This window comes from Celeribacter indicus, from assembly GCF_000819565.1.
GTDB lineage: Bacteria > Pseudomonadota > Alphaproteobacteria > Rhodobacterales > Rhodobacteraceae > Celeribacter > Celeribacter indicus.
In genome coordinates this window covers 2,917,957-2,937,331 of sequence record NZ_CP004393.1, presented here as the reverse complement: position 1 = coordinate 2,937,331, position 19,375 = coordinate 2,917,957, and the positions used below count along the sequence as shown (strand labels likewise).

Here is a 19,375-nt window from a genome sequence, read left to right as displayed (position 1 = left end):
GGTGGCTCCGACATGCCAGCCGAGGAACGGCGCCCCGTCCGGCACCCGGCGCGCCCGCGGCTCAGCCCTTCGACACGGCGTCGAGGATGCGCGCCCAGCTGCGGATGCCCTTGTGGTAGTTGGTAAGCCCGTATTTCTCGTTCGGGCTGTGGATCCGGTCGTCGTCGTCGGCATAGCCCACGAGCATCGAGTCGAGGCCGAGGATGGTGGTGAAATAGCCCGCGATCGGGATCGAGCCGCCCATCCCCGCGAAGACCGCCTCGCGGTTCCATTCGTCGCTCAGCGCCTGGCGCGCCGCCTCGAATTCCGGGCGGGCGGTGTTCATCACCGCCGCCGGGGAGCCGTCGAGATGGAGATCCCAGGTCACCTTCGCATCCACCGGCAGCCGCGCCTCGACATGGGCGCGCAGCGCCGCGCGGATCTTGTCGGGATCCTGATCGCCGACGAGGCGGCAGGTGATCTTGCAATGCGCCTCTGCGGGAATCACCGTCTTCGTGCCCGGCCCCTGATAGCCGCCCCAGAGCCCGTTGATCTCGAGCGTCGGGCGGGCCCATTGCTGTTCGAGCGTGGAATAGCCCTGTTCGCCGTGCGAAACGGTCATGCCGGCATGGGCGAGATAGTCCGCCTCGTCGAAGCCGCAGCTCTGCCATTGCGCAAGCTGGTCGGCGGGCACCTCATGCACACCCTCATAGAACCCCTCGACCGTCACGCGGCCGGTCTCGTCGTGGAAGGAGGCGATGAGCTTCGCGATCTCGCGCAGCGGGTTGAGCGCCGGGCCGCCGTAATGGCCGGAATGCAGGTCCATCGACGGGCCGGAGAGGGTGAACTCGTCCTTGAGCATGCCGCGCAGCTGCGAGGAGATCGAGGGCACGCCCGGGGAAACCATGGTCGTGTCGCAGATCAGCGCGAGGTCTGCGGAGAGCCGGTCGCGATTGGCCTCCATGAACGGGATGAGGGAGGGGGAGCCGCTTTCCTCCTCCCCCTCGAAGAAGAAGGTGATGGTGCAGGGCAGGGTGCCATGTTCCGCGATCCAGGCGCGGCAGGCCTCGACAAAGGTCATGAGCTGCCCTTTGTCGTCGGAGGCGCCGCGCCCGCGGATCACCGTGCCTGCCGGACGGTCCTCGAGCACGGGGGCAAAGGGATCGTGGTCCCACAGATCGAGCGGATCGACCGGCTGCACGTCGTAATGGCCGTAGAACAGCAGATGCGGGGCGCCGGAGCCGATCCGGCCCATCACCATCGGGTGACCGGGAGTCGGGCAGAGCTCCGCCTCCGCGCCGAGGGAGCGCAGGTCGGCACAGAGCCATTCGGCGGCGCGGGTGCAGTCCTCCCGGTAGGCGGGGTCCGTGGAGATCGAGGGAATGCGAAGGAATTCCATCAGCCGGGCGAGGGCGGCGTCGAGATCTCCGTCAATGCGCGACAGGACCGGATCGAGACGTGTGTTCATTATAGGAAACCTCCGATGGGGCACGGGATATTTTGCCGCAGCTTACGCGAGCGATTGCCGGTGTCCAGAGGGGGACCGCAACTTGACATAGGTCATGTCGGAGGGGAGAAGTTGAGCCTATCAAGGCGTTACCCGAAAGGGGAATGGCCGGTCTGCAAAGGCGACACCCTGCGAAACATGAATATGATTGGCATTTTTCGTAGAACGCCTGTAGAACAGGCAGACCCGAGACGCGCGAAAGGACGACCAGTGGACTATACGGCGAAGCTTGACGAGGCAATCCAGCGGCTGCACGACGAGGGGCGCTATCGCACCTTCATCGACATCGAACGCAAGCGCGGGCAATTCCCGCACGCGACCTGGATGCGGCCCGACGGCGCCGAGCGGCCCGTGACCGTGTGGTGCGGGAACGACTATCTCGGCATGGGACAGCACCCCGACGTGCTCGCGGCGATGAAGGAAGCGGTGGATGCGACCGGTGCAGGCTCGGGCGGCACGCGCAACATCTCCGGCACCACCGTCTATCACAAGCGTCTCGAGGCCGAACTCGCCGATCTCCACGGCAAGGAAGCCGCGCTCGTCTTTTCCTCCGCCTATATCGCCAATGACGCGACGCTCTCGACCCTGCCGCTCCTGTTTCCGGGCCTCATCATCTATTCCGACGAGCTCAACCACGCCTCGATGATCGAGGGGATCCGCCGCAACGGCGGAGCGAAGCGGATCTTCCGCCACAACGATCTCGCCCATCTGCGCGAGCTGCTTGCCGCCGACGATCCCGCGGCGCCGAAGCTCATCGCCTTCGAATCCGTCTATTCGATGGACGGCGACTTCGGGCCGATCCGCGAGATCTGCGATCTGGCCGACGAATTCAACGCGCTGACCTATCTCGACGAGGTCCACGCGGTCGGCATGTACGGGGCCCATGGCGGCGGCGTGGCCGAGCGCGACGGGCTGATGGACCGGGTCGACATCATCAACGGCACGCTGGGCAAGGCCTTCGGCGTGTTCGGCGGCTATATCGCCGCCTCGGCCAAGATGTGCGATGCCGTGCGCTCCTATGCGCCGGGCTTCATCTTCACCACCTCGATCCCGCCGGCGGTCGCCGCAGGCGCGGCGGCCTCCATCGCCTTCCTGAAGGGCGAGGGCGGTGTCGAGCTGCGCAAGGCGCATCAGACCCAGGCAAAGATCCTCAAGACCCGGCTCAAGGGCCTCGGCCTGCCGATCACCGACAACGGCTCGCATATCGTGCCGCTGATCGTGGGCGATCCGAAACATACGAAGCTGATGTCCGACATGCTGCTCGAACATTACGGGATCTACGTGCAGCCGGTGAACTATCCGACCGTTCCCCGCGGCACGGAACGCCTGCGCTTCACGCCCTCTCCGGTGCACGGGCCGAAGGAGATGGATGCGCTCATCAAGGCGCTCGATGCGCTCTGGAGCCATTGTGCGCTGAATCGTGCCGAATTGGCGGGCTGATCCTGATAACTTCTGTGCGACCGATCTGAGGCTGTGCTAACACATTATCAATCCTGTAAGACGAATCGTCAAAAAAGGGATATTCTGGGGACAGTTTCAGATTGGGGCAGTTTGCATGATCGGTCGGTGGAGCAAACCAGCCGCCGAGGTTGAAGAGCAACCTCGCGGGTTTGACGACTACGAGCTTCGGCTCGGTGACGTCATGCGCGGCGAGCGAGCGACACTCGGAAAATCCCTTCTCGACGTGCAGCGCGAGCTGAAGATCAAGGCGACCTATATCGCCGCGATCGAGAATGCCGATCCGACCGTCTTCGAAACCCAGGGCTTCATCGCCGGCTATGTGCGCTCCTATGCGCGCTATCTCGGTCTCGACCCCGACTGGGCCTTTTCGCGCTTCTGCGACGAAAGCGGCTTTTCGGTGGTCCATGGCATGTCCCCGCAGGCCTCCACCCGCCGTCAGGCGGCCCGGACCGGCGCGACACTGCCGCAGCACAAGGATCCCTTTGCCGATCCGAATGCCACTTTCGTGCCGCGCGGTCAGGGGTTCATGTCCCGGATCGAACCCGGCGCGCTCGGCTCCACCGCCGTGCTCATCGCCCTTCTCGGCGTGATCGGCTATGGCGGCTGGTCGGTGCTCCAGGAAATCCAGAAGGTCCAGCTCGCCCCCGTCGAACAGGCGCCCGGCGTGATCTCCGAAGTGATGCCGGTCGGCGGGACGGAGAGGGAGGTGGCTGCGCTCGAACAGGGTGTCGATCTCGCCACCCCGACGCCGGAGGCGCTCGACCGGCTCTATCGCCCGCAGGCGCTCGACGTGCCGGTCCTCGTGCCGCGTGACGGACCGATCGCGACGCTCGATCCCCGCTCCGTCGGGGCGCTGGCCGACCAGAACCGCAGCCTGGTCGCCGATGCGGCTGGCCTGTCGATGGAGAACCGCCTCAACGCCATGTCGCTCGACATGGCGGCGCTGGCCGCGGGTGCGACGGAGGAGGACGGCATCCAGGTCGTCGAAGTCGAGGCGCCGCAGCTTGCGCTCGTCGCCGTGCTGCCCTCCTGGGTGCGCGTGCAGGCGGCGGACGGATCCGTGCTGTTCGAGAAGATCCTCGACGCAGGCGAACGCTACGTCGTTCCCGCGATGGAGGAGCCGCCGGTCCTGCGCACGGGCAATGCGGGCGGCGTCTATTTCAACGTCAACGGCCAGGCCTTCGGCCCGATCGGTGCCTCGGGCTCGGTCGTGAAGAATGTCGCCCTGTCGGTCGCCTCGGTCTCCGACACGTTCGAAAGCGTCGATCTCGCCAGCAACACCCAGGTCGCGGAGGCCTTCCAGGTCGCGCAGAACACCGAATGACCCCGCGGCGGGACGTCCCGCTGCCGGCCGCCGGTGACCACCCCGCGGGGCCAGGTGTGCCCGATGCCGTCCATCCACCCGAATGTCCCCTGCCTCGGTCCCCCCTGTCTCCTTGCCCCCCGTGCCCATGCGCCTTATCTAGGGGGCGATGACTTCGCCATCCCGAGAGAGGCCCCATGTCCCACAATCCCGTCCGTCCCTGGCGCAATATCGACCGGCGCGTGAGCCGCAAGATCTGGGTGGGATCCGTGCCGGTCGGAGGCGACGCGCCGATCTCGGTGCAGACGATGACCAACACGCTGACCCATGACGTGCCTGCGACGCTCGACCAGGTGATCCGGGCGGCCGAGGCGGGGGCCGATATCGTGCGCGTCTCCGCCCCGGACGAAGCCTCGACAAAGGCGCTCCGGGAGATCTGTGCAGAGAGCCCGGTGCCGATCGTCGCGGACATCCATTTCCATTACAAGCGCGCCATCGAGGCCGCGGAGGCGGGCGCGGCCTGCCTTCGGATCAATCCCGGCAATATCGGCGACGAGAAACGGGTGAAGGAGGTGATCCGCGCCGCGAAGGATCACAATTGCTCGATCCGGATCGGGGTGAATGCGGGCTCGCTCGAACGGCACCTGCTCGAGAAATACGGTGAACCCTGTCCCGAGGCGATGGTCGAAAGCGGCCTCGATCACATCCGGATCCTCGAGGACAACGATTTCCACAATTTCAAGATCTCGGTGAAGGCCTCGGACGTCTTCCTCGCCGCCGCCGCCTACCAGGCGCTCGCGGAGGCGACCGACGCGCCGATCCATCTCGGCATCACCGAGGCGGGCGGACTCATGTCGGGCACGATCAAATCCGCCATCGGCCTCGGCCAGCTCCTGTGGATGGGCATCGGCGACACGCTGCGCGTGAGCCTTTCCGCCGACCCGGTCGAGGAGGTGAAGGTCGGCTACGAGATCCTCAAGAGCCTCGGCCTGCGCCATCGCGGCGTCAACATCATTTCCTGCCCCTCCTGCGCGCGCCAGGGCTTCGACGTGATCAGGACGGTCGAGGAACTCGAACGCCGCCTCGAACATATCAAGACGCCGATGAGCCTGTCGATCATCGGCTGCGTGGTGAACGGGCCGGGGGAGGCACTGATGACCGATGTCGGCTGGACCGGCGGCGGGGCGGGCAACGGCATGGTCTATCTCGGCGGCAAGCAAAGTCACCGCATGGACAACGCCCGGATGATCGACCACATCGTCGAACAGGTCGAAAGGAAGGCCGCGGAGATCGAGGCCGCGCAACGGACCGAGGCGGCGGAGTGAGCGCCCCGGCTTTTTGCTGCCGAAAATACTCGAACAAAACCCCGCCGCCCGGCGGGGTTTTCTCTTTTGTCCGGGGACGTGTCCGGGGCGGCCAGCGGGATCACCCCGCCTCGCGCAGCTCCGCCACGATCTCTGCCATCGCGTCATAGGGCACATAGCCGCGCACCATCTGGTCGCCCATGACGAAGGTGGGCGTGCCGGAAATCTGGAGCGCCTGCGCCAGCTCGTGATTGCGCGCGAGCAGGGCGTCCACCGCCTCGCTGTCCATCTCCGCCACCACCGCCTCGGCGTCGAGCCCCTGATCCTCGGCCAGCCGGCGCAGCATCTGCTCGGAAATATCGCCGCGCGCCACCATCAGCGCGTCGTGGAAGGTCTTGTACGCCTCATCCCCCGCCACGAGCTTCACCGCCACGGCGAAGCGGGAGGCGAGCACGGAGGCCTCGCCGAGGATCGGGAATTCCTTTACGATCAGCTTGATCTCCCCATCGCGTGCGAGCAGGTCCTTCACCTCCGGGAAAGCCTTCTTACAGTAGCCGCAGCGGTAATCCATGAATTCGACCATCACCACGTCGCCCTCGGGATTGCCGTAGACCGCATCCTCGGGCGCGTTGAAGATCTCGTCGGACAGCGCCGCGATCAGCTCTGCCACATTGGCGACCTGCGCCTCGGCCTGGCGCTGCTGGTAGACGTCGACCGCTTCCATCAGCACTTCCGGGTTCTCGAGCAGATAGGCGCGGATCTCGGCACGGAAGGCCTCCCGCTCGGCCCCGGTCATCTCCGCGATGTCGAAGGCGGAGGCGCCGAGGGGCAGGGCGGCGGTCAGGAGGGCGGCGGCGAACAGGCGGCGGGCGAAGGGCATGGGGTCACTCCGGTGAACTGCGGTCCGTCAGGCTCTATCACATCCTCGCGAGCCTGCCACCCTACAGTTGCGTGACCCGCCGTCGCGGCCGGTGCCGGTGCTGCGCCGGATTGCAATTTCCCCGCGCGGCTGGCATCCCACGGAGGACCCGCAGTTCCAGAGGACCACGCCCATGAAGACCTCCCGCCGCAGCCATGTCGACCCGTTCATCGTGATGGATGTGATGGAGGCCGCGCGCGCGGCCGAGGAGGCGGGGCGCGAGGTGATCCATATGGAGGTGGGCCAGCCCGCGACCGGTGCGCCGCAGGCCGCGCGCGACCGCCTCGCCGCGGCCATGGCCGAGGGGCCGCTCGGCTATACCGTCGCCCTCGGCCTGCCGGAGCTGCGCCGCGCGATTGCGGAGCTTTACCGCGACTGGTACGGCGTCGCGCCCGACTGGCGCCGGATCGTGATCACGCCCGGCTCTTCGGGCGCCTTCCTGCTGGCCTTCACCGCGCTTTTTGACACCGGCGCGAAGGTCGGCATGGGCGATCCCGGCTATCCCTCCTATCGCCAGATCCTGACGGCGATGGGAATGGCGCCCGTGGGCCTTCCGACCGCGATGGAGAACCGGCTGCAACCCGTGCCGGGGGACATTCCCGACGGGCTCGACGGGCTGATCGTCGCGAGCCCCGGCAATCCCTCCGGCACGATGCTCGACCATGCACATCTCTCCGCCCTGATCTCGACCTGCCATGCAAAGGGCATCTCCTTCATTTCCGACGAGATCTATCACGGCATCCAGTACGAGGGCCGCGCGGTGAGCGCGCTCGAGATTTCCGACGAGGTCTATGTCATCAATTCGTTCTCGAAATTCTTCTCCATGACCGGCTGGCGCATCGGCTGGATGGTGGTGCCCGAGGACCATGTGCGGGTGATCGAGCGGATCGCGCAGAATTTCTTCATCTGCCCGCCCCATGCCGCGCAGATCGCGGCCCTGGGCGCGCTGTCGGACCGGAGCGAATGCGAGGGGCATCTCTCGGTCTATGCCGAGAACCGGCGCATCCTGCTCGAGGAATTGCCGAAGATCGGCTTCGACAGGATCGCGCCGCCCGACGGGGCCTTCTACATCTATGCCGATGTCTCCGGGCTGACCACGGACAGCAAGGCGTTCTGCGACGAGATCCTCGCGACGGCGGGGGTGGCGGTCACGCCGGGGCTCGATTTCGATCCGGTGCGCGGGCATCAGACGCTGCGCTTTTCCTATGCGCGCTCGACGGAGGACATGCGCGAGGGCGTGCGGCGGCTCGCGGCATTCATGCGCGACCGGCGGCGCTGAGATCTGTTCAAGGCGCGCGGGCGCGGCTATGGTCGCGCGCGAACGGCCGCTGTCAGAGGCCGAAAGGGACCCCGAATGCAGTTCAGAACCACCTTTGCCGCCCTCTGTCTGGCCCTCGCCGCGACCGTGCGCAGTCTCCTGCCCGCGGGCGCGCAGGATCTCACCGCACTCGCGCAGGCCGACAGTGCCGCCTCCGCCCTCGTCGATCAGGGCGACAGCATCGCAATGAGCCTGCGCCTGAGCCAGCCGGTGCCGTTCCGCATCTTCTCCCTCGACGCGCCGCGCCGCATCGTCGTCGATTTCTCGGAGGTGGACTGGACCGGCTTCGACACCGCGGCCTTCGACACGTCGGAGGCGGTGACGGGGCTGAGGGTCGGGGGCTTCACCCCCGGCTGGTCGCGCATGGTTCTGGATCTCGACGGGCCATATGGGCTCGTGCATGCGCAGATGGCGCGCGACGAGAAGGGCGCGGTGCTGTCGCTCGACCTCGACCCGGTCGCCCCGGACGAATTCGCCCTCGGCGCCGGCACGCCGCCCGATGCGCGGCTCGTCCGCCGCGCGCCGGAGGAGAAATCCCGGCCGGCGCCGCACCGACGCCTCGGAGACGGGCCGATCCGGGTGGTGCTCGATCCCGGCCATGGCGGCATCGATCCGGGGGCCGAGCGCGACGGGCTGAAGGAGGCGGACCTCATGCTCGCCTTCGCGCGCGATCTGCGCGACGTGCTGATCCGCGCGGGGCATTTCGAGGTCACGCTGACCCGCGAGGAGGATGTGTTCGTCCCGCTCGAGACGCGCGTGACGCTGGCGCGGGAGGCGGGGGCGGATGTCCTCCTGTCGCTCCATGCCGACGCCATCGCCGAGGGCCGGGCGGAAGGGGCGACGGTCTACACGCTCGCCGAGCGCGCCTCCGACGTCGCCTCCCAGAAACTCGCCGAGCGCCACGATCGCGCCGATCTTCTGGCGGGAGTGGATCTTTCGGGGACGGATGACGAGATCGCGACCGTGCTCATGGATATGGCGCGCACCGAGACCTCGCCGCGCACCGACCGGTTTGCCGACATTCTGGTGAAACATCTCGAGGCCGGCGTGGGAATGCACAAGCGCCCGCGTCTCGAGGCGGGTTTCTCCGTGCTGAAGGCGCCCGACATGCCGTCCGTGCTGCTGGAACTCGGGTTCCTCTCCTCGCCCAGGGACCGCGCCAAGCTCATGGACACGGCCTGGCGGGCCAGGGCCGCGTGGGCGATCCGCGACGCGCTCCTGGAATGGGAACAGGCGGAACTGGCGGCACGCGACCGGCTCAGGAAGTGAGGCTCGGCGCGGACGGCCCACCCGACCGCGTCACAGGCCGGCGCTCACCCCGCCTTCCGGGCGAGCCAGACCGTGTGCATGTCGCAATCGGGATCCTCGGGCGCGTAGCGCAGCACTTCCATCCCGGCGGCCTCGAGCAGGCTGCGGTATTCCTCCGGCGCGAGGGAGGCGTGATAGAGCGGCTCCCCGCCGACATCCCCGATGACCTCGCTGTCCTCGGGCCCGGAGGTGAACAGCAGCGCGCCGCCCGGCGCGAGGTGGCGGGCGAAGACCGGGAACATCGCGCGCTGGTCGTCGCGCGAGAGGTGGAAGAAACTGTCCCAGGCGATCACCGCGTCGAATTCCTCCCCGAGATCGAGGCCGCGCATGTCGGCGTGGATCGCGCGCGCGCGCGGCAGGTTCGCGCTGAACAGCGCGATCATCGCCGCGGCGCCGTCCACGCCCGTCACGGCACAGCGGCGGTCGGAAAGATATTGCGCCATCGGCCGGCCCGACCCGCAGCCGAGATCGAGCACGCGGCGGCGGCCGCCCTCTTGCGGGGCATGCGCCAGGAGCCGGTCGAGCCAGCGCCGCTCGAACAGGGATTTGGAGCGGGCGCGATCGAAGAACTCGGCCTGGCGCTCATAGGTCGGGAGGATCATGTCGGGTCTCATGGCCGGCAGTTAAGCCGCGCCACGCGCCGCCGCAAGAGGCAGGTGCAGGGGCGGGCTCACGGAAGGCGCCTTTCTGCTCACATTTGCGCAGGGGATGTTTTGACCCGGCGTCCGGCGCTGTATAAGGAAGGACCAAATGCGCGCGGACCTGCGAGTCAGCGCGCCCGATCTTCATGCCGGATCCGCGCCTTCACAGGGTCCGGCGGAAACGATTTCTGGAAGGGCCCTCTCGCGTGCTTCGCTTCATCCTCTCCTTTTTCGGGACGATCTTTTCATGGATCACCACCGGGCTCTTCCTGCTCGCGCTGGTCATCGGCGGCATCTTCTGGATGTACGGCCGCGACCTGCCCAACCACGAGGCGCTGGCACAGTACCAGCCGCCGACGATCTCGCGCATCTACAGCGGCGAGGGCAGGATCATCGACGAATTCGCCCGCGAGCGCCGTCTCTACACCCCGCCCGAGGAGATCCCCGATCTCGTGAAGCATGCCTTCATCTCCGCCGAGGACAAGAATTTCTACCACCACAGGGGCTATGACCTGCGCGGCATGGCAGCGGCCGCGATGCAGGCGGCACGGGGCGGTCCGCTGCGCGGCGCCTCGACCATCACCCAGCAGGTGATGAAGAACTTCCTTCTGTCCTCCGACCGTTCGGCAGAGCGCAAGATCAAGGAGCTGATCCTCGCGCACCGGCTGGAACAGACGCTGACGAAGGACCAGATCCTCGGGCTCTACCTCAACGAGATCGACCTCGGTGTGCGCTCCTTCGGGGTGACGGCGGCGGCGCAGAGCTATTTCAACAAGACGCTCTCGGAGCTCGCCCCCGAAGAGGCCGCCTTCCTCGCGATCCATCCGAAGGCGCCCTATTCCTACAACCCGGCGAAGAATTACGACGCCGCGCTCGAACGGCGCAACTACGTGCTGCGGGAAATGTACGAGAACGGCTATCTGGCGCAGGCTGAGTACGAGGCGGCGCGGCTCGAACCGATCCGCACGGTGCAGACCGGCGATTATTCGAGCTATCGCGAGACCCTGCCGCCGCGCGACTATTTCACCGACGAGATCCGCCGCCAGCTGTCGAAGGATTTCGGCGAGGAGGAATTCTTCGAGGGCGGCCTGTCGATCCGCGCGACCATCGACCCGCAGATGCAGACCAACGCGGCCCATGCGCTGCAACGCCGGCTCGAACAGCTCGACCGCGGCGCGGGGCGCTGGCGCGGTACGGGCGAGGCGATCGAGCCGGCCGCGCTCGACGAGGGCAAATGGGAGGGGGCGCTCGCCGCCGTGCGCGTGGCACGCGACATCACGCTCGACGGCAGGTGGTATGTCGGGGCGGTGGACCAGATCGGCGACGGCGCGATGACCGTCATGGTCGAGGATGGCGTGGGCGAGGTTTCGGTCCCGCGCGAGGACATCCAGTGGATGCGCGGCTCCTTCGCGGAGAATTTCGCGCGCGGCGATGTCGTGCATCTCCGGCGCATGACCTCCGGCGACGACGGGCAGGGCGACCTCATCCGCTGGAGCCTGCGGCAGGTGCCGCAGATCGAGGGCGCCTTCGTCGCGATGGACGTCAACACTGGCCGCGTCGTCGCGATGCAGGGGGGCTTTTCCTACCAGCATTCGGTGTTCAACCGCGCCACCCAGGCGACGCGCCAGCCCGGTTCCTCGTTCAAGCCCTTCGTCTATGCGGCGGCGCTCGACAGCGGCTTCACCCCCGCGACGATCATCGTCGACGCCCCGATCGAGGTGAACACGCCGCAGGGCGTCTGGCGGCCGAAGAACGCCTCGAACCGCTATTACGGCCCGACGCCGCTTCGGACCGGGATCGAACAGTCGCGCAACCTGATGACCATCCGCCTCGCCCAGGAGGTCGGCATGGACACGGTGGCGCGCTATGCCGAACGCTTCGGCGTCTACGATCACATGGGCCAGTACCTCGCCTCCGCGCTCGGGGCGGAGGAGACGACCGTGTTCAAGATGGTGTCGGCCTATGCGATGTTCGCCAATGGCGGCGAGCGGGTCGAGCCGACGCTCGTCGACCGGGTTCAGGACCGCTGGGGGCGGACGATCTACAAGCACGACCAGCGGGTCTGTTCCGAATGCGAGACCGCCAATCTCGCGCCGGGCCGGGCGCCGACCATCGTGTCCAACCGCGAGCGCATGATCAATGCGATCACCGCCTATCAGCTCACCTCGATGATGCAGGGCGTGGTGCAGCGCGGTACGGCGGCGGGGCGTGTGGACCTGCCGGTGCCGGTGGCGGGCAAGACCGGGACGACGAACGACGGCAAGGACGCCTGGTTCATCGGCTTCACGTCGAATATCGTCGCAGGCTGCTATATCGGCTACGACACGCCGCGCGCGATGCCCGGCGCCTCGGGCGGCGGATATTGCGGCCCGGTGTTTAACGAGTTCATGCAGGAGGCGGTGAAGAAATACGGCGGCGGCAAGTTCAAGGTCCCGCCGGGCGGCCATTTCATCAAGATCGACCGCTTCACCGGCGCGCGCCTGCCCGACAGCGCCTCGGGGCCGAACGTGGTGGCGGAATATTTCCGCGACGGCGAGGAGCCGATCTTCGGCCTGACCTACGATGGCGGCTTTGCCATGGGGGCGGATCTCCCGCTCATCTACGAGGGCGACGGGACCGGGACGCGCGAGGTGCAGACGAGTTCGGGACGCACCATCACCGTGCCGGAGAAGGCCAATATCAACTCGCTGTCTTCGGGCGGGCTCTACTGAGGCGGCATGGGACCGGTGCCGCGGCGGGCAGCGGGTCCCGCCCGCCGCGCTGTTCGTCGCCCCCGGACGGCACCCCCTTGTGTCCGGGCGCTCCTGCGCGTATCTCTCACCGGACCCGAAAAGACGATCTCACAGGTGATCCCCTTGCGCGCTGAAATCCAGAATGTTGTGGCCAAGATCGAAAAATCCCTCGCGCTGCTGAAGCAGCGGATGGATTGGGAGACCGCGCCCCACCGGCTCGAGGAATTCGACGCGATGATCGAGGATCCGACGCTCTGGGACGATCCGGCGCGGGCGCAGAAGCTGATGCGCGAGCGGCAGGGCCTGATGGATGCCTTCAAGACCGCCGAGAGCATCGAGACGGACCTGCGCGACAATGTCGAGCTCATCGAACTGGGCGAGATGGAGGAGGACGAGGAGGTCGTCGCCGATGCCGAGGCCGCGCTGAAGGCGCTTGCCGAGACCGCCGCCGCGAAGGAGCTCGAGGCGCTGCTCGACGGCGAGGCGGACGGCAACGACACCTTCCTCGAGATCAACGCCGGCGCGGGCGGCACGGAGGCCTGCGACTGGGCCTCCATGCTGCAACGGATGTATGTCCGCTGGGCGGAGAAGAAGGGCTACACGGTCGAGCTTCAGTTCGAGGAAGCGGGGGCGGAGGCGGGCATCAAGTCCTGCGGTTACAAGATTTCCGGGCCGAATGCCTATGGCTGGCTGAAATCCGAGAGCGGCGTGCACCGTCTGGTGCGGATTTCGCCGTTTGGCAAGGGCACGCGCGAGACGTCCTTTGCCTCCGTCTGGGTCTATCCGGTGGTGGACGATAATATCGAGATCGAGGTCAACCCCGCCGATATCCGCATCGACACCTTCCGCTCCTCGGGTGCGGGCGGCCAGCACGTCAACACGACCGACTCGGCGGTGCGGATCACCCACCACCCGACCGGGATCGTGGTGACATCTTCCGAGAAATCGCAGCACCAGAACCGCGACATCGCGATGAAGGCGCTGAAATCGCGGCTCTATCAGTTGGAGCTGGAGAAACGGTCGGCGGCGATCAACGAGGCGCATGAGAACAAGGGCTCGGCGGGCTGGGGCAACCAGATCCGGTCCTATGTGTTGCAGCCCTACCAGATGGTGAAGGACCTGCGCACCAATTACGAGACCTCGGACACGCAGGGCGTGCTCGACGGCGATCTCGACAAGTTCATGGCGGCGACGCTGGCGATGGACGTGGCGGGAAAATCCCGCGCCGACGCCCGCGCCGAGGACTGATCCGCGCGCCGCGCGGGAGTATTTTTTGCAGCAAAAAGCCAGCAGGAGCGCGCCCGGAGAAGATCCGCGGCGCGTTTTGCGACGTCTTGCGCGACGGGCGGTCACTTTCCGCGCGGGACTGTGACAAACTCACCGACGGGCCGCGGCGGATCGCTTAGTCATGTTGCGAGACTGCGAAATATCGCGATCAGGGATATGCACGAGATGACCGAACAGGCAGCGTCCGCCCCCCTCCGGCCCGGAGGGCGCGCGGCATGATCACCGACTTCACCCCCTTCGCCTCCCTCGCGGGCGGCATTCTCATCGGCACCGCGGCGGTGCTGCTCATGGCCGTCCAGGGTCGGATCCTGGGCGCGACGGGCGTGCTCGCGGGCGTGCTGATCCCGGCGCAGTCCTCCGACCGGGCCTGGCGCGCCGCGCTTCTGGCGGGGATGGTTGCCGGACCGCTCGCTTATATGCTCCTGACGGGGCAGATGCCCGCGGTGGAGGTGCCGGTGTCGAAACCGGCGCTGGTCCTCGGCGGGGTCCTTGTCGGGATCGGCGTGAGCTACGGGTCCGGCTGCACCTCCGGTCATGGCATTTGCGGCATGGCGCGGCTTTCGCCGCGCTCGATCGTGGCGACCCTGTCCTTCATGCTTTCCGCCGCGATCACCGTCTTCGTGATCCGCCATGTGATCGGAGGGGCGTGACATGAAACTGATCGCCACCTGGCTCATCGGCCTGCTCTTCGGCCTCGGGATTTCCGTCTCCGGCATGGCGAACCCGGCGAAAGTCCTGAATTTCTTCGACGTCGCCGGAAACTGGGATCCCTCGCTGCTCTTCGTGATGGGTGGGGCTCTGGCGGTGACCTTCGCGGGCTACCGGATCGTGTTCCGGCGCCTCGGGGCGCCTGTCTTCGCGCCGCGTTTCGTCCTGCCGGCGGCGCGGGCGATCGACGCGCGGCTCGTCGGCGGATCGGTGGTCTTCGGCATCGGCTGGGGCATCGCCGGGTTCTGTCCGGGCGGGGCGCTTCCAGCGCTCGGCACCGGCAAGGCGGATGTGTGGCTCTTCTCTGCGGCGCTGGTTGCGGGACTCCTTGCCGCCCGCGCGACGATGAAACTGGCCGCGGGGCGAGCGGCGGGCCGCGCGGAGACATGAGCGACAGTCGCGGCCAGGAGAAAGGACATATGGACATGGTTTCGCGCTATCCCGTCGACATGACGGTGCATCCGGAGGTGAAGGCCTTCCTCGACCCCGCGACCTGGACGATTTCCTATGTCGTGAAGGATCCCGGATCCGGGGCCTGCGCGGTGGTGGACAGCGTGATGGACATCGACTACGCGGCGGGCCGCATCTCCCACGAGAGCGCCGATGCGATCGTTGCCTGGGTGAAGGCGCGGGGCCTCAGGGTCGAGTGGCTGATCGAGACGCATGTGCATGCCGACCACCTGTCCGCGGCGCCCTATCTCCAGGACGCGCTCGGCGGCAGGATCGGCATCGGGGAGAACATCACCGTCGTGCAGGACGTGTTCGGCAAGGTCTTCAACGAGGGGACCGAGTTCCGGCGCGACGGGTCGCAATTCGACCGGCTGTTCGGGGACGGCGACAGCTATCGGGTGGGCGGGATGACCTGTTTCGCGATGCACACGCCGGGACACACGCCCGCCTGCATGGTGCATGTGATGGGCGATGCGGCATTTGTCGGGGACACGCTGTTCATGCCGGACGGCGGGTCGGCGCGTGCGGATTTTCCGGGCGGAGATGCGGGGCAGCTTTATGACTCGATCCAGAAGGTCCTGGCGCTGCCCGACGAGATGCGGCTCTTCATGTGCCACGATTACGGGCCGAACGGGCGCGACATCCAGTGGGAGACCACGGTGGGCGCGGAGAAGGCGCATAACATCCATGTCGGCGGCGGCAGGTCGAAGGAGGAATTCGTCGCCTTCCGCACCGCGCGCGACGCCCAGCTCGACATGCCGCGGCTCATCCTGCCGTCCTTGCAGGTGAACATGCGCGCGGGCGAGTTGCCTCCGGCGGACAAGGATGGCAAGACATTCCTGAAGGTTCCGGTGAACGGCCTGTGATGTTTCCTGCCGGTGGCATCCCGACCGCTCCCTCCGGGCCTCGCCGTCCGTTCCCCGGCAGAGGGACCGGCGCGGCTGCACATGCATCAGGAGAGCACCATGGATTTCAACAGGATCAACGACCGTCTGACCGTCAGTGGCCAGATCACGCCGGAGGAGATCGCCATTCTTGCCGAGAAGGGCTTCACCACGATCATCGACAATCGCCCCGACGCGGAAATCGGGCCGGAGCACGGCTCGGAGACGATGGCGGCGGCGGCGCAGGAGGCGGGGCTCGCCTTTGCCTATCTGCCGATCGTTCCGGGCCAGTTCACGCCGGATCTCATCGCGGAGATGGGGCGGCTGATCGACGAGGCCGAGGGGCCGGTCTATGCCTATTGCCGGTCGGGCACGCGCTCGACGACCGCATGGGCCCTGTCGCGCGCCGGCAATCTGGCGCCGGAGGAGATCCTGAAACAGGCGGCGGGTGCCGGCTACGATCTGAGCGCCATCGCCGCGCTGCTGGCCCGCTAGGGGGTCCGGTCCCCATCCCGCCTCCGTGCCGGACGCGGAGGCGGGATGGGGGCGGTGTTTTCCGCTGGCCTACATGGATTGACTTCCATAATATTTTCAGAGACATGTCGATAACTTCTCATGTGGCGCATGAGATGGGCCCCGCGCCGGCTTGCCTGCCCGCCGGCGCGTCGGCAGGTCGGCAAGAGGACAGGGAGAGGCCATGTCGCCCCGCCTGAGACGCGCTCTGCCGATCCTCGACTGGGGCGCGCACTATACCGCCGCCACCTTCGCCAGTGACGGGCTCGCCGCGCTCATCGTGACGATCATGCTGATTCCGCAGTCGTTGGCCTATGCGCTGCTCGCGGGCCTGCCGGCGGAGATGGGTCTCTACGCCTCGGTCCTGCCGCTCGTGGCCTATGCGATCTTCGGCACCTCGTGCACGCTGGCGGTCGGACCGGTGGCCGTGGTCTCCCTGATGACCGCCGCCGCGCTGGGGGACATGGCGCTCGGGAGCCCGGCGGAGCAGGCCGCCGCGGCGGTCACGCTCGCCTTTCTGTCGGGGCTCATCCTTCTCGCCATGGGGATCTTCCGGCTGGGGTTTTTCGCGAATTTCCTGTCGCACCCGGTGATCGCGGGCTTCATCACCGCCTCCGGCCTGCTGATCGCCACGTCGCAGGCAAGGCATGTCCTCGGGGTGCCCGCCTCCGGCGGGACGCTGGTGGAGATGCTGATTTCGCTCGCCGCGCATCTTCCCGCAGTCCATCCGCCCACGCTCGCGATCGGGCTCGGGGCCATCGCCTTCCTGTTCTGGGTGCGCAGGGGGCTGAAGCCGCTTCTGGTGTCGCGGGGTGTCGCACCGGGCCTTGCCGATATCGCGACAAAGGCGGGGCCGGTGGCGGCGGTGGCGGTGACGACGGCGCTCTGCTACGCCTTCCGCCTCGACACGCAGGGGGTGCGGGGCGTCGGGGAGATTCCGCGCGGGCTGCCGCCGCTGACCCTGCCGCAGTTCGCGCCTTCGGTCTGGCGCGATCTCATTGGCGCGGCCTTTCTCATCTCGATCATCGGGTTCGTCGAGTCCGTCTCCGTCGCGCAGACGCTCGCCGCCAAGCGGCGCCAGCGCATCCGGCCCGATCAGGAGCTCATCGGCCTCGGGGCGGCGAATGTGGCGGCGGCCCTGTCGGGCGGTTACCCGGTCACGGGAGGTTTCGCGCGCTCCGTGGTGAATTTCGACGCGGGGGCGGAAACACCGGCCGCCGGGGCCTTCACCGCCGTCGGCATCGCGCTTGCCGCGCTGTTCCTCACGCCGCTCCTCGAGTTCCTTCCCATCGCGACGCTCGCCGCCACGATCATCGTCGCGGTGCTCTCGCTCGTCGATTTCAGGATCCTGAAAACCACCTGGACCTATGACAGGGCCGATTTCGCCGCCGTCCTCGCGACGATCCTGCTCACCCTCGGGATCGGCGTGGAGACGGGCGTTTCCGCCGGGGTGATCCTGTCCGTCGCCCTGCATCTCTACAAGACATCGAAGCCGCATATCGCCGAGGTCGGGCGCATCCCCGGCACCGAGCATTTCCGCAACATCCGGCGCCACGACGTGCTCACCACGCCGGAGGTGCTTGCGATCCGCGTCGACGAAAGCCTCTATTTCGCCAATGCCCGCTTCCTCGAGGATTACGTCCTCGACCGCATCGCCGGCGACTGCGCGATCCGCCATGTCGTGCTGATGTGCCCGGCGGTGAACGAGATCGACACCTCGGCACTCGAGACGCTCGGGGAGCTGAACCGGCGGCTGGCGGAGGGGGGCATCGCGCTGCACCTGTCGGAGGTGAAGGGCCCGGTGATGGACCGGTTGCAGAAATCGCATTTGCTTCGCGATCTGACGGGGCAGGTGTTTCTCAGCCAATATGCCGCGATGACGGCCCTTGGCGGCGCGCCCGCAGAGCCGGCCTGAGTGCCGCCGCAGCGGTCGGGAAGGCGCGGCAGGATTGACGCCACCGTGCCGCGCGCCACATCATAGCGCCGGAACATCGGAGGACGAGGCATGAGCTACAGCCCTGACGCGGCACGCTATGAACGGATGGTCTATCGCCGGTGCGGAAGATCCGGGCTGAAACTGCCGGTGATCTCGCTCGGGCTGTGGCACAATTTCGGCGCGGATGGCGATCCCGCCACCAAGCGCGCGATCCTGCGCACCGCCTTCGATCTCGGTATCACCCATTTCGACCTCGCCAACAATTACGGCCCGCCGCCGGGCAGCGCGGAAACGGCGTTCGGCGAGATCCTCGCCAGCGATTTCAGGGGGCTGCGCGACGAGCTCGTGATCTCCTCGAAAGCCGGTTACGAGATGTGGCCGGGCCCCTACGGCAGCTGGGGGTCGCGCAAGTCTCTCATCGCGTCCTGCGAGCAGTCGCTCCGGCGCATGGGACTGGAGTACGTGGACATCTTCTATTCCCACCGCTTCGATCCCGAAACCCCGCTCGAGGAGACGATGGGCGCGCTCGACACGCTCGTGCGCCAGGGCAAGGCGCTTTACGTCGGCATCTCCTCCTACAATTCGGAGCGCACGCGGCAGGCGGTGGCGATCCTTGAGGAACTGGGCACGCCCTGTCTCATCCATCAGCCCTCCTACAACATGCTCAACCGCTGGATCGAGCGCGACGGGCTGAAGGCCACGCTCAGGGAACTCGGCGTCGGCTCCATCGCCTTCACCCCGCTTGCCCAGGGCATGCTGACGAGCCGCTATCTCAAGGGCGTTCCCGAAGGTTCGCGCGCCACGCAGGGCAAGTCGCTCGCGCCGGAGATGCTTTCCGATCACACGGTGGTGGCGCTGAACAAGCTCAACGAGATCGCGGAGGCGCGGGGGCAGACGCTCGCACAGATGGCGATCGCCTGGGTGCTGCGCGACGGCGGCATCACCTCGGCGCTCATCGGCGCGTCGCGGCCCGAACAGGTGATCGACTGTGCCGGCGCGACCGGCAATCTCGCCTTCAGCCCGGAGGAGATCGTCGCCATCGACGCCATCGCCGAGGAGCCGCATATCAACCTCTGGGCGCAATCTTCCGAAGGCCATGGCGAACGCGCGTGAGGGGCGCGCACG

General features: G+C 67.2%; 16 protein-coding genes and 1 pseudogene. 14 read left to right on the top strand and 3 right to left on the bottom strand.

Annotation, left to right across the window (positions count from 1 at the left end; all coding sequences use genetic code 11):
- Positions 1-61: 61 nt before the first annotated feature.
- Positions 62-1,447 (bottom strand): dipeptidase, encoded by a 1,386-nt coding sequence (locus P73_RS14665; RefSeq protein ID WP_043870143.1) that lies wholly within the window; start codon positions 1,445-1,447, stop codon positions 62-64.
- A 249-nt stretch (positions 1,448-1,696) separates the two neighbouring features.
- Here P73_RS14665 and hemA point away from each other — a divergent pair, with 249 nt between their 5' ends.
- From hemA to ispG, 4 genes and pseudogenes are all read left to right on the top strand, one after another.
- On the top strand, positions 1,697-2,926 hold the full coding sequence (gene hemA / locus P73_RS14660) for a 5-aminolevulinate synthase (RefSeq protein WP_043870142.1): 1,230 nt from the start codon (positions 1,697-1,699) through the stop codon (positions 2,924-2,926).
- Between the two features lie 115 nt (positions 2,927-3,041).
- Positions 3,042-3,245: pseudogene (locus tag P73_RS26775) on the top strand (helix-turn-helix domain-containing protein); the annotation flags it as partial.
- Between the two features lie 111 nt (positions 3,246-3,356).
- Positions 3,357-4,271, top strand: a complete 915-nt coding sequence (locus P73_RS14655; RefSeq protein ID WP_420836138.1) for a DUF4115 domain-containing protein — start codon at positions 3,357-3,359, stop codon at positions 4,269-4,271.
- Between the two features lie 176 nt (positions 4,272-4,447).
- Positions 4,448-5,575 (top strand): flavodoxin-dependent (E)-4-hydroxy-3-methylbut-2-enyl-diphosphate synthase, encoded by a 1,128-nt coding sequence (ispG, locus tag P73_RS14650; RefSeq protein ID WP_043870140.1) that lies wholly within the window; start codon positions 4,448-4,450, stop codon positions 5,573-5,575.
- Between the two features lie 100 nt (positions 5,576-5,675).
- Here ispG and P73_RS14645 read toward each other — a convergent pair whose 3' ends face one another.
- Positions 5,676-6,434, bottom strand: a complete 759-nt coding sequence (locus P73_RS14645; protein ID WP_043870139.1) for a DsbA family protein — start codon at positions 6,432-6,434, stop codon at positions 5,676-5,678.
- A gap of 172 nt (positions 6,435-6,606) precedes the next feature.
- Here P73_RS14645 and P73_RS14640 point away from each other — a divergent pair, with 172 nt between their 5' ends.
- Entirely contained in the window at positions 6,607-7,752 is a 1,146-nt protein-coding gene (locus P73_RS14640; protein ID WP_043870138.1) for a pyridoxal phosphate-dependent aminotransferase, read from the top strand.
- A 75-nt stretch (positions 7,753-7,827) separates the two neighbouring features.
- Entirely contained in the window at positions 7,828-9,060 is a 1,233-nt protein-coding gene (locus P73_RS14635) for an N-acetylmuramoyl-L-alanine amidase (RefSeq protein ID WP_052453303.1), read from the top strand.
- 44 nt (positions 9,061-9,104) lie between these two features.
- Here the strand turns inward: P73_RS14635 and P73_RS14630 are convergent, their stop codons facing one another.
- Complete coding sequence (locus tag P73_RS14630) at positions 9,105-9,701, bottom strand: class I SAM-dependent methyltransferase (protein WP_338032836.1); 597 nt, start codon at positions 9,699-9,701, stop codon at positions 9,105-9,107.
- Positions 9,702-9,946: 245 nt separating this feature from the next.
- On the opposite strand from P73_RS14630, the gene P73_RS14625 reads away from it, so the two are divergent.
- From P73_RS14625 to mgrA, 8 genes are all read left to right on the top strand, one after another.
- Entirely contained in the window at positions 9,947-12,451 is a 2,505-nt protein-coding gene (locus P73_RS14625) for a penicillin-binding protein 1A (RefSeq protein ID WP_043870136.1), read from the top strand.
- A 144-nt stretch (positions 12,452-12,595) separates the two neighbouring features.
- Entirely contained in the window at positions 12,596-13,720 is a 1,125-nt protein-coding gene (gene prfB / locus P73_RS14620; protein ID WP_043871769.1) for a peptide chain release factor 2, read from the top strand.
- Between the two features lie 254 nt (positions 13,721-13,974).
- On the top strand, positions 13,975-14,409 hold the full coding sequence (locus tag P73_RS14615; RefSeq protein ID WP_043870135.1) for a YeeE/YedE family protein: 435 nt from the start codon (positions 13,975-13,977) through the stop codon (positions 14,407-14,409).
- A gap of 1 nt (position 14,410) precedes the next feature.
- Positions 14,411-14,857 carry a YeeE/YedE family protein gene (locus P73_RS14610; protein WP_043870134.1) on the top strand — a complete coding sequence of 149 codons (447 nt, stop codon included), beginning with the start codon at positions 14,411-14,413 and terminating at the stop codon, positions 14,855-14,857.
- A 35-nt stretch (positions 14,858-14,892) separates the two neighbouring features.
- Positions 14,893-15,783 (top strand): MBL fold metallo-hydrolase, encoded by an 891-nt coding sequence (locus P73_RS14605; RefSeq protein ID WP_074743035.1) that lies wholly within the window; start codon positions 14,893-14,895, stop codon positions 15,781-15,783.
- Positions 15,784-15,882: 99 nt separating this feature from the next.
- A complete protein-coding gene (locus P73_RS14600; protein WP_043870133.1) occupies positions 15,883-16,296 on the top strand; it encodes a protein tyrosine phosphatase family protein in 414 nt (137 codons plus the stop codon).
- 202 nt (positions 16,297-16,498) lie between these two features.
- The gene (locus tag P73_RS14595) at positions 16,499-18,229 is read left to right on the top strand and encodes a SulP family inorganic anion transporter (protein WP_043870132.1); all 1,731 of its coding nucleotides are present in this window, start codon (positions 16,499-16,501) and stop codon (positions 18,227-18,229) included.
- Positions 18,230-18,319: 90 nt separating this feature from the next.
- Entirely contained in the window at positions 18,320-19,363 is a 1,044-nt protein-coding gene (gene mgrA / locus P73_RS14590) for an L-glyceraldehyde 3-phosphate reductase (RefSeq protein ID WP_043870131.1), read from the top strand.
- The last annotated feature ends 12 nt before the right edge of the window (positions 19,364-19,375 follow it).

Excerpts from the sequence above, each read along its gene's own strand:
- P73_RS14665 (WP_043870143.1), bottom strand. The coding sequence starts at position 1,447 with ATGAACACACGTCTCGATCCGGTCCTGTCGCGCATTGACGGAGATCTC.
- P73_RS14655 (WP_420836138.1), top strand. The coding sequence starts at position 3,357 with ATGTCCCCGCAGGCCTCCACCCGCCGTCAGGCGGCCCGGACCGGCGCG.
- ispG (WP_043870140.1), top strand. The coding sequence starts at position 4,448 with ATGTCCCACAATCCCGTCCGTCCCTGGCGCAATATCGACCGGCGCGTG.
- P73_RS14645 (WP_043870139.1), bottom strand. The coding sequence starts at position 6,434 with ATGCCCTTCGCCCGCCGCCTGTTCGCCGCCGCCCTCCTGACCGCCGCC.
- P73_RS14640 (WP_043870138.1), top strand. The coding sequence starts at position 6,607 with ATGAAGACCTCCCGCCGCAGCCATGTCGACCCGTTCATCGTGATGGAT.
- P73_RS14635 (WP_052453303.1), top strand. The coding sequence starts at position 7,828 with ATGCAGTTCAGAACCACCTTTGCCGCCCTCTGTCTGGCCCTCGCCGCG.
- P73_RS14630 (WP_338032836.1), bottom strand. The coding sequence starts at position 9,701 with ATGATCCTCCCGACCTATGAGCGCCAGGCCGAGTTCTTCGATCGCGCC.
- P73_RS14615 (WP_043870135.1), top strand. The coding sequence starts at position 13,975 with ATGATCACCGACTTCACCCCCTTCGCCTCCCTCGCGGGCGGCATTCTC.
- P73_RS14610 (WP_043870134.1), top strand. The coding sequence starts at position 14,411 with ATGAAACTGATCGCCACCTGGCTCATCGGCCTGCTCTTCGGCCTCGGG.
- P73_RS14605 (WP_074743035.1), top strand. The coding sequence starts at position 14,893 with ATGGTTTCGCGCTATCCCGTCGACATGACGGTGCATCCGGAGGTGAAG.
- P73_RS14600 (WP_043870133.1), top strand. The coding sequence starts at position 15,883 with ATGGATTTCAACAGGATCAACGACCGTCTGACCGTCAGTGGCCAGATC.
- P73_RS14595 (WP_043870132.1), top strand. The coding sequence starts at position 16,499 with ATGTCGCCCCGCCTGAGACGCGCTCTGCCGATCCTCGACTGGGGCGCG.
- mgrA (WP_043870131.1), top strand. The coding sequence starts at position 18,320 with ATGAGCTACAGCCCTGACGCGGCACGCTATGAACGGATGGTCTATCGC.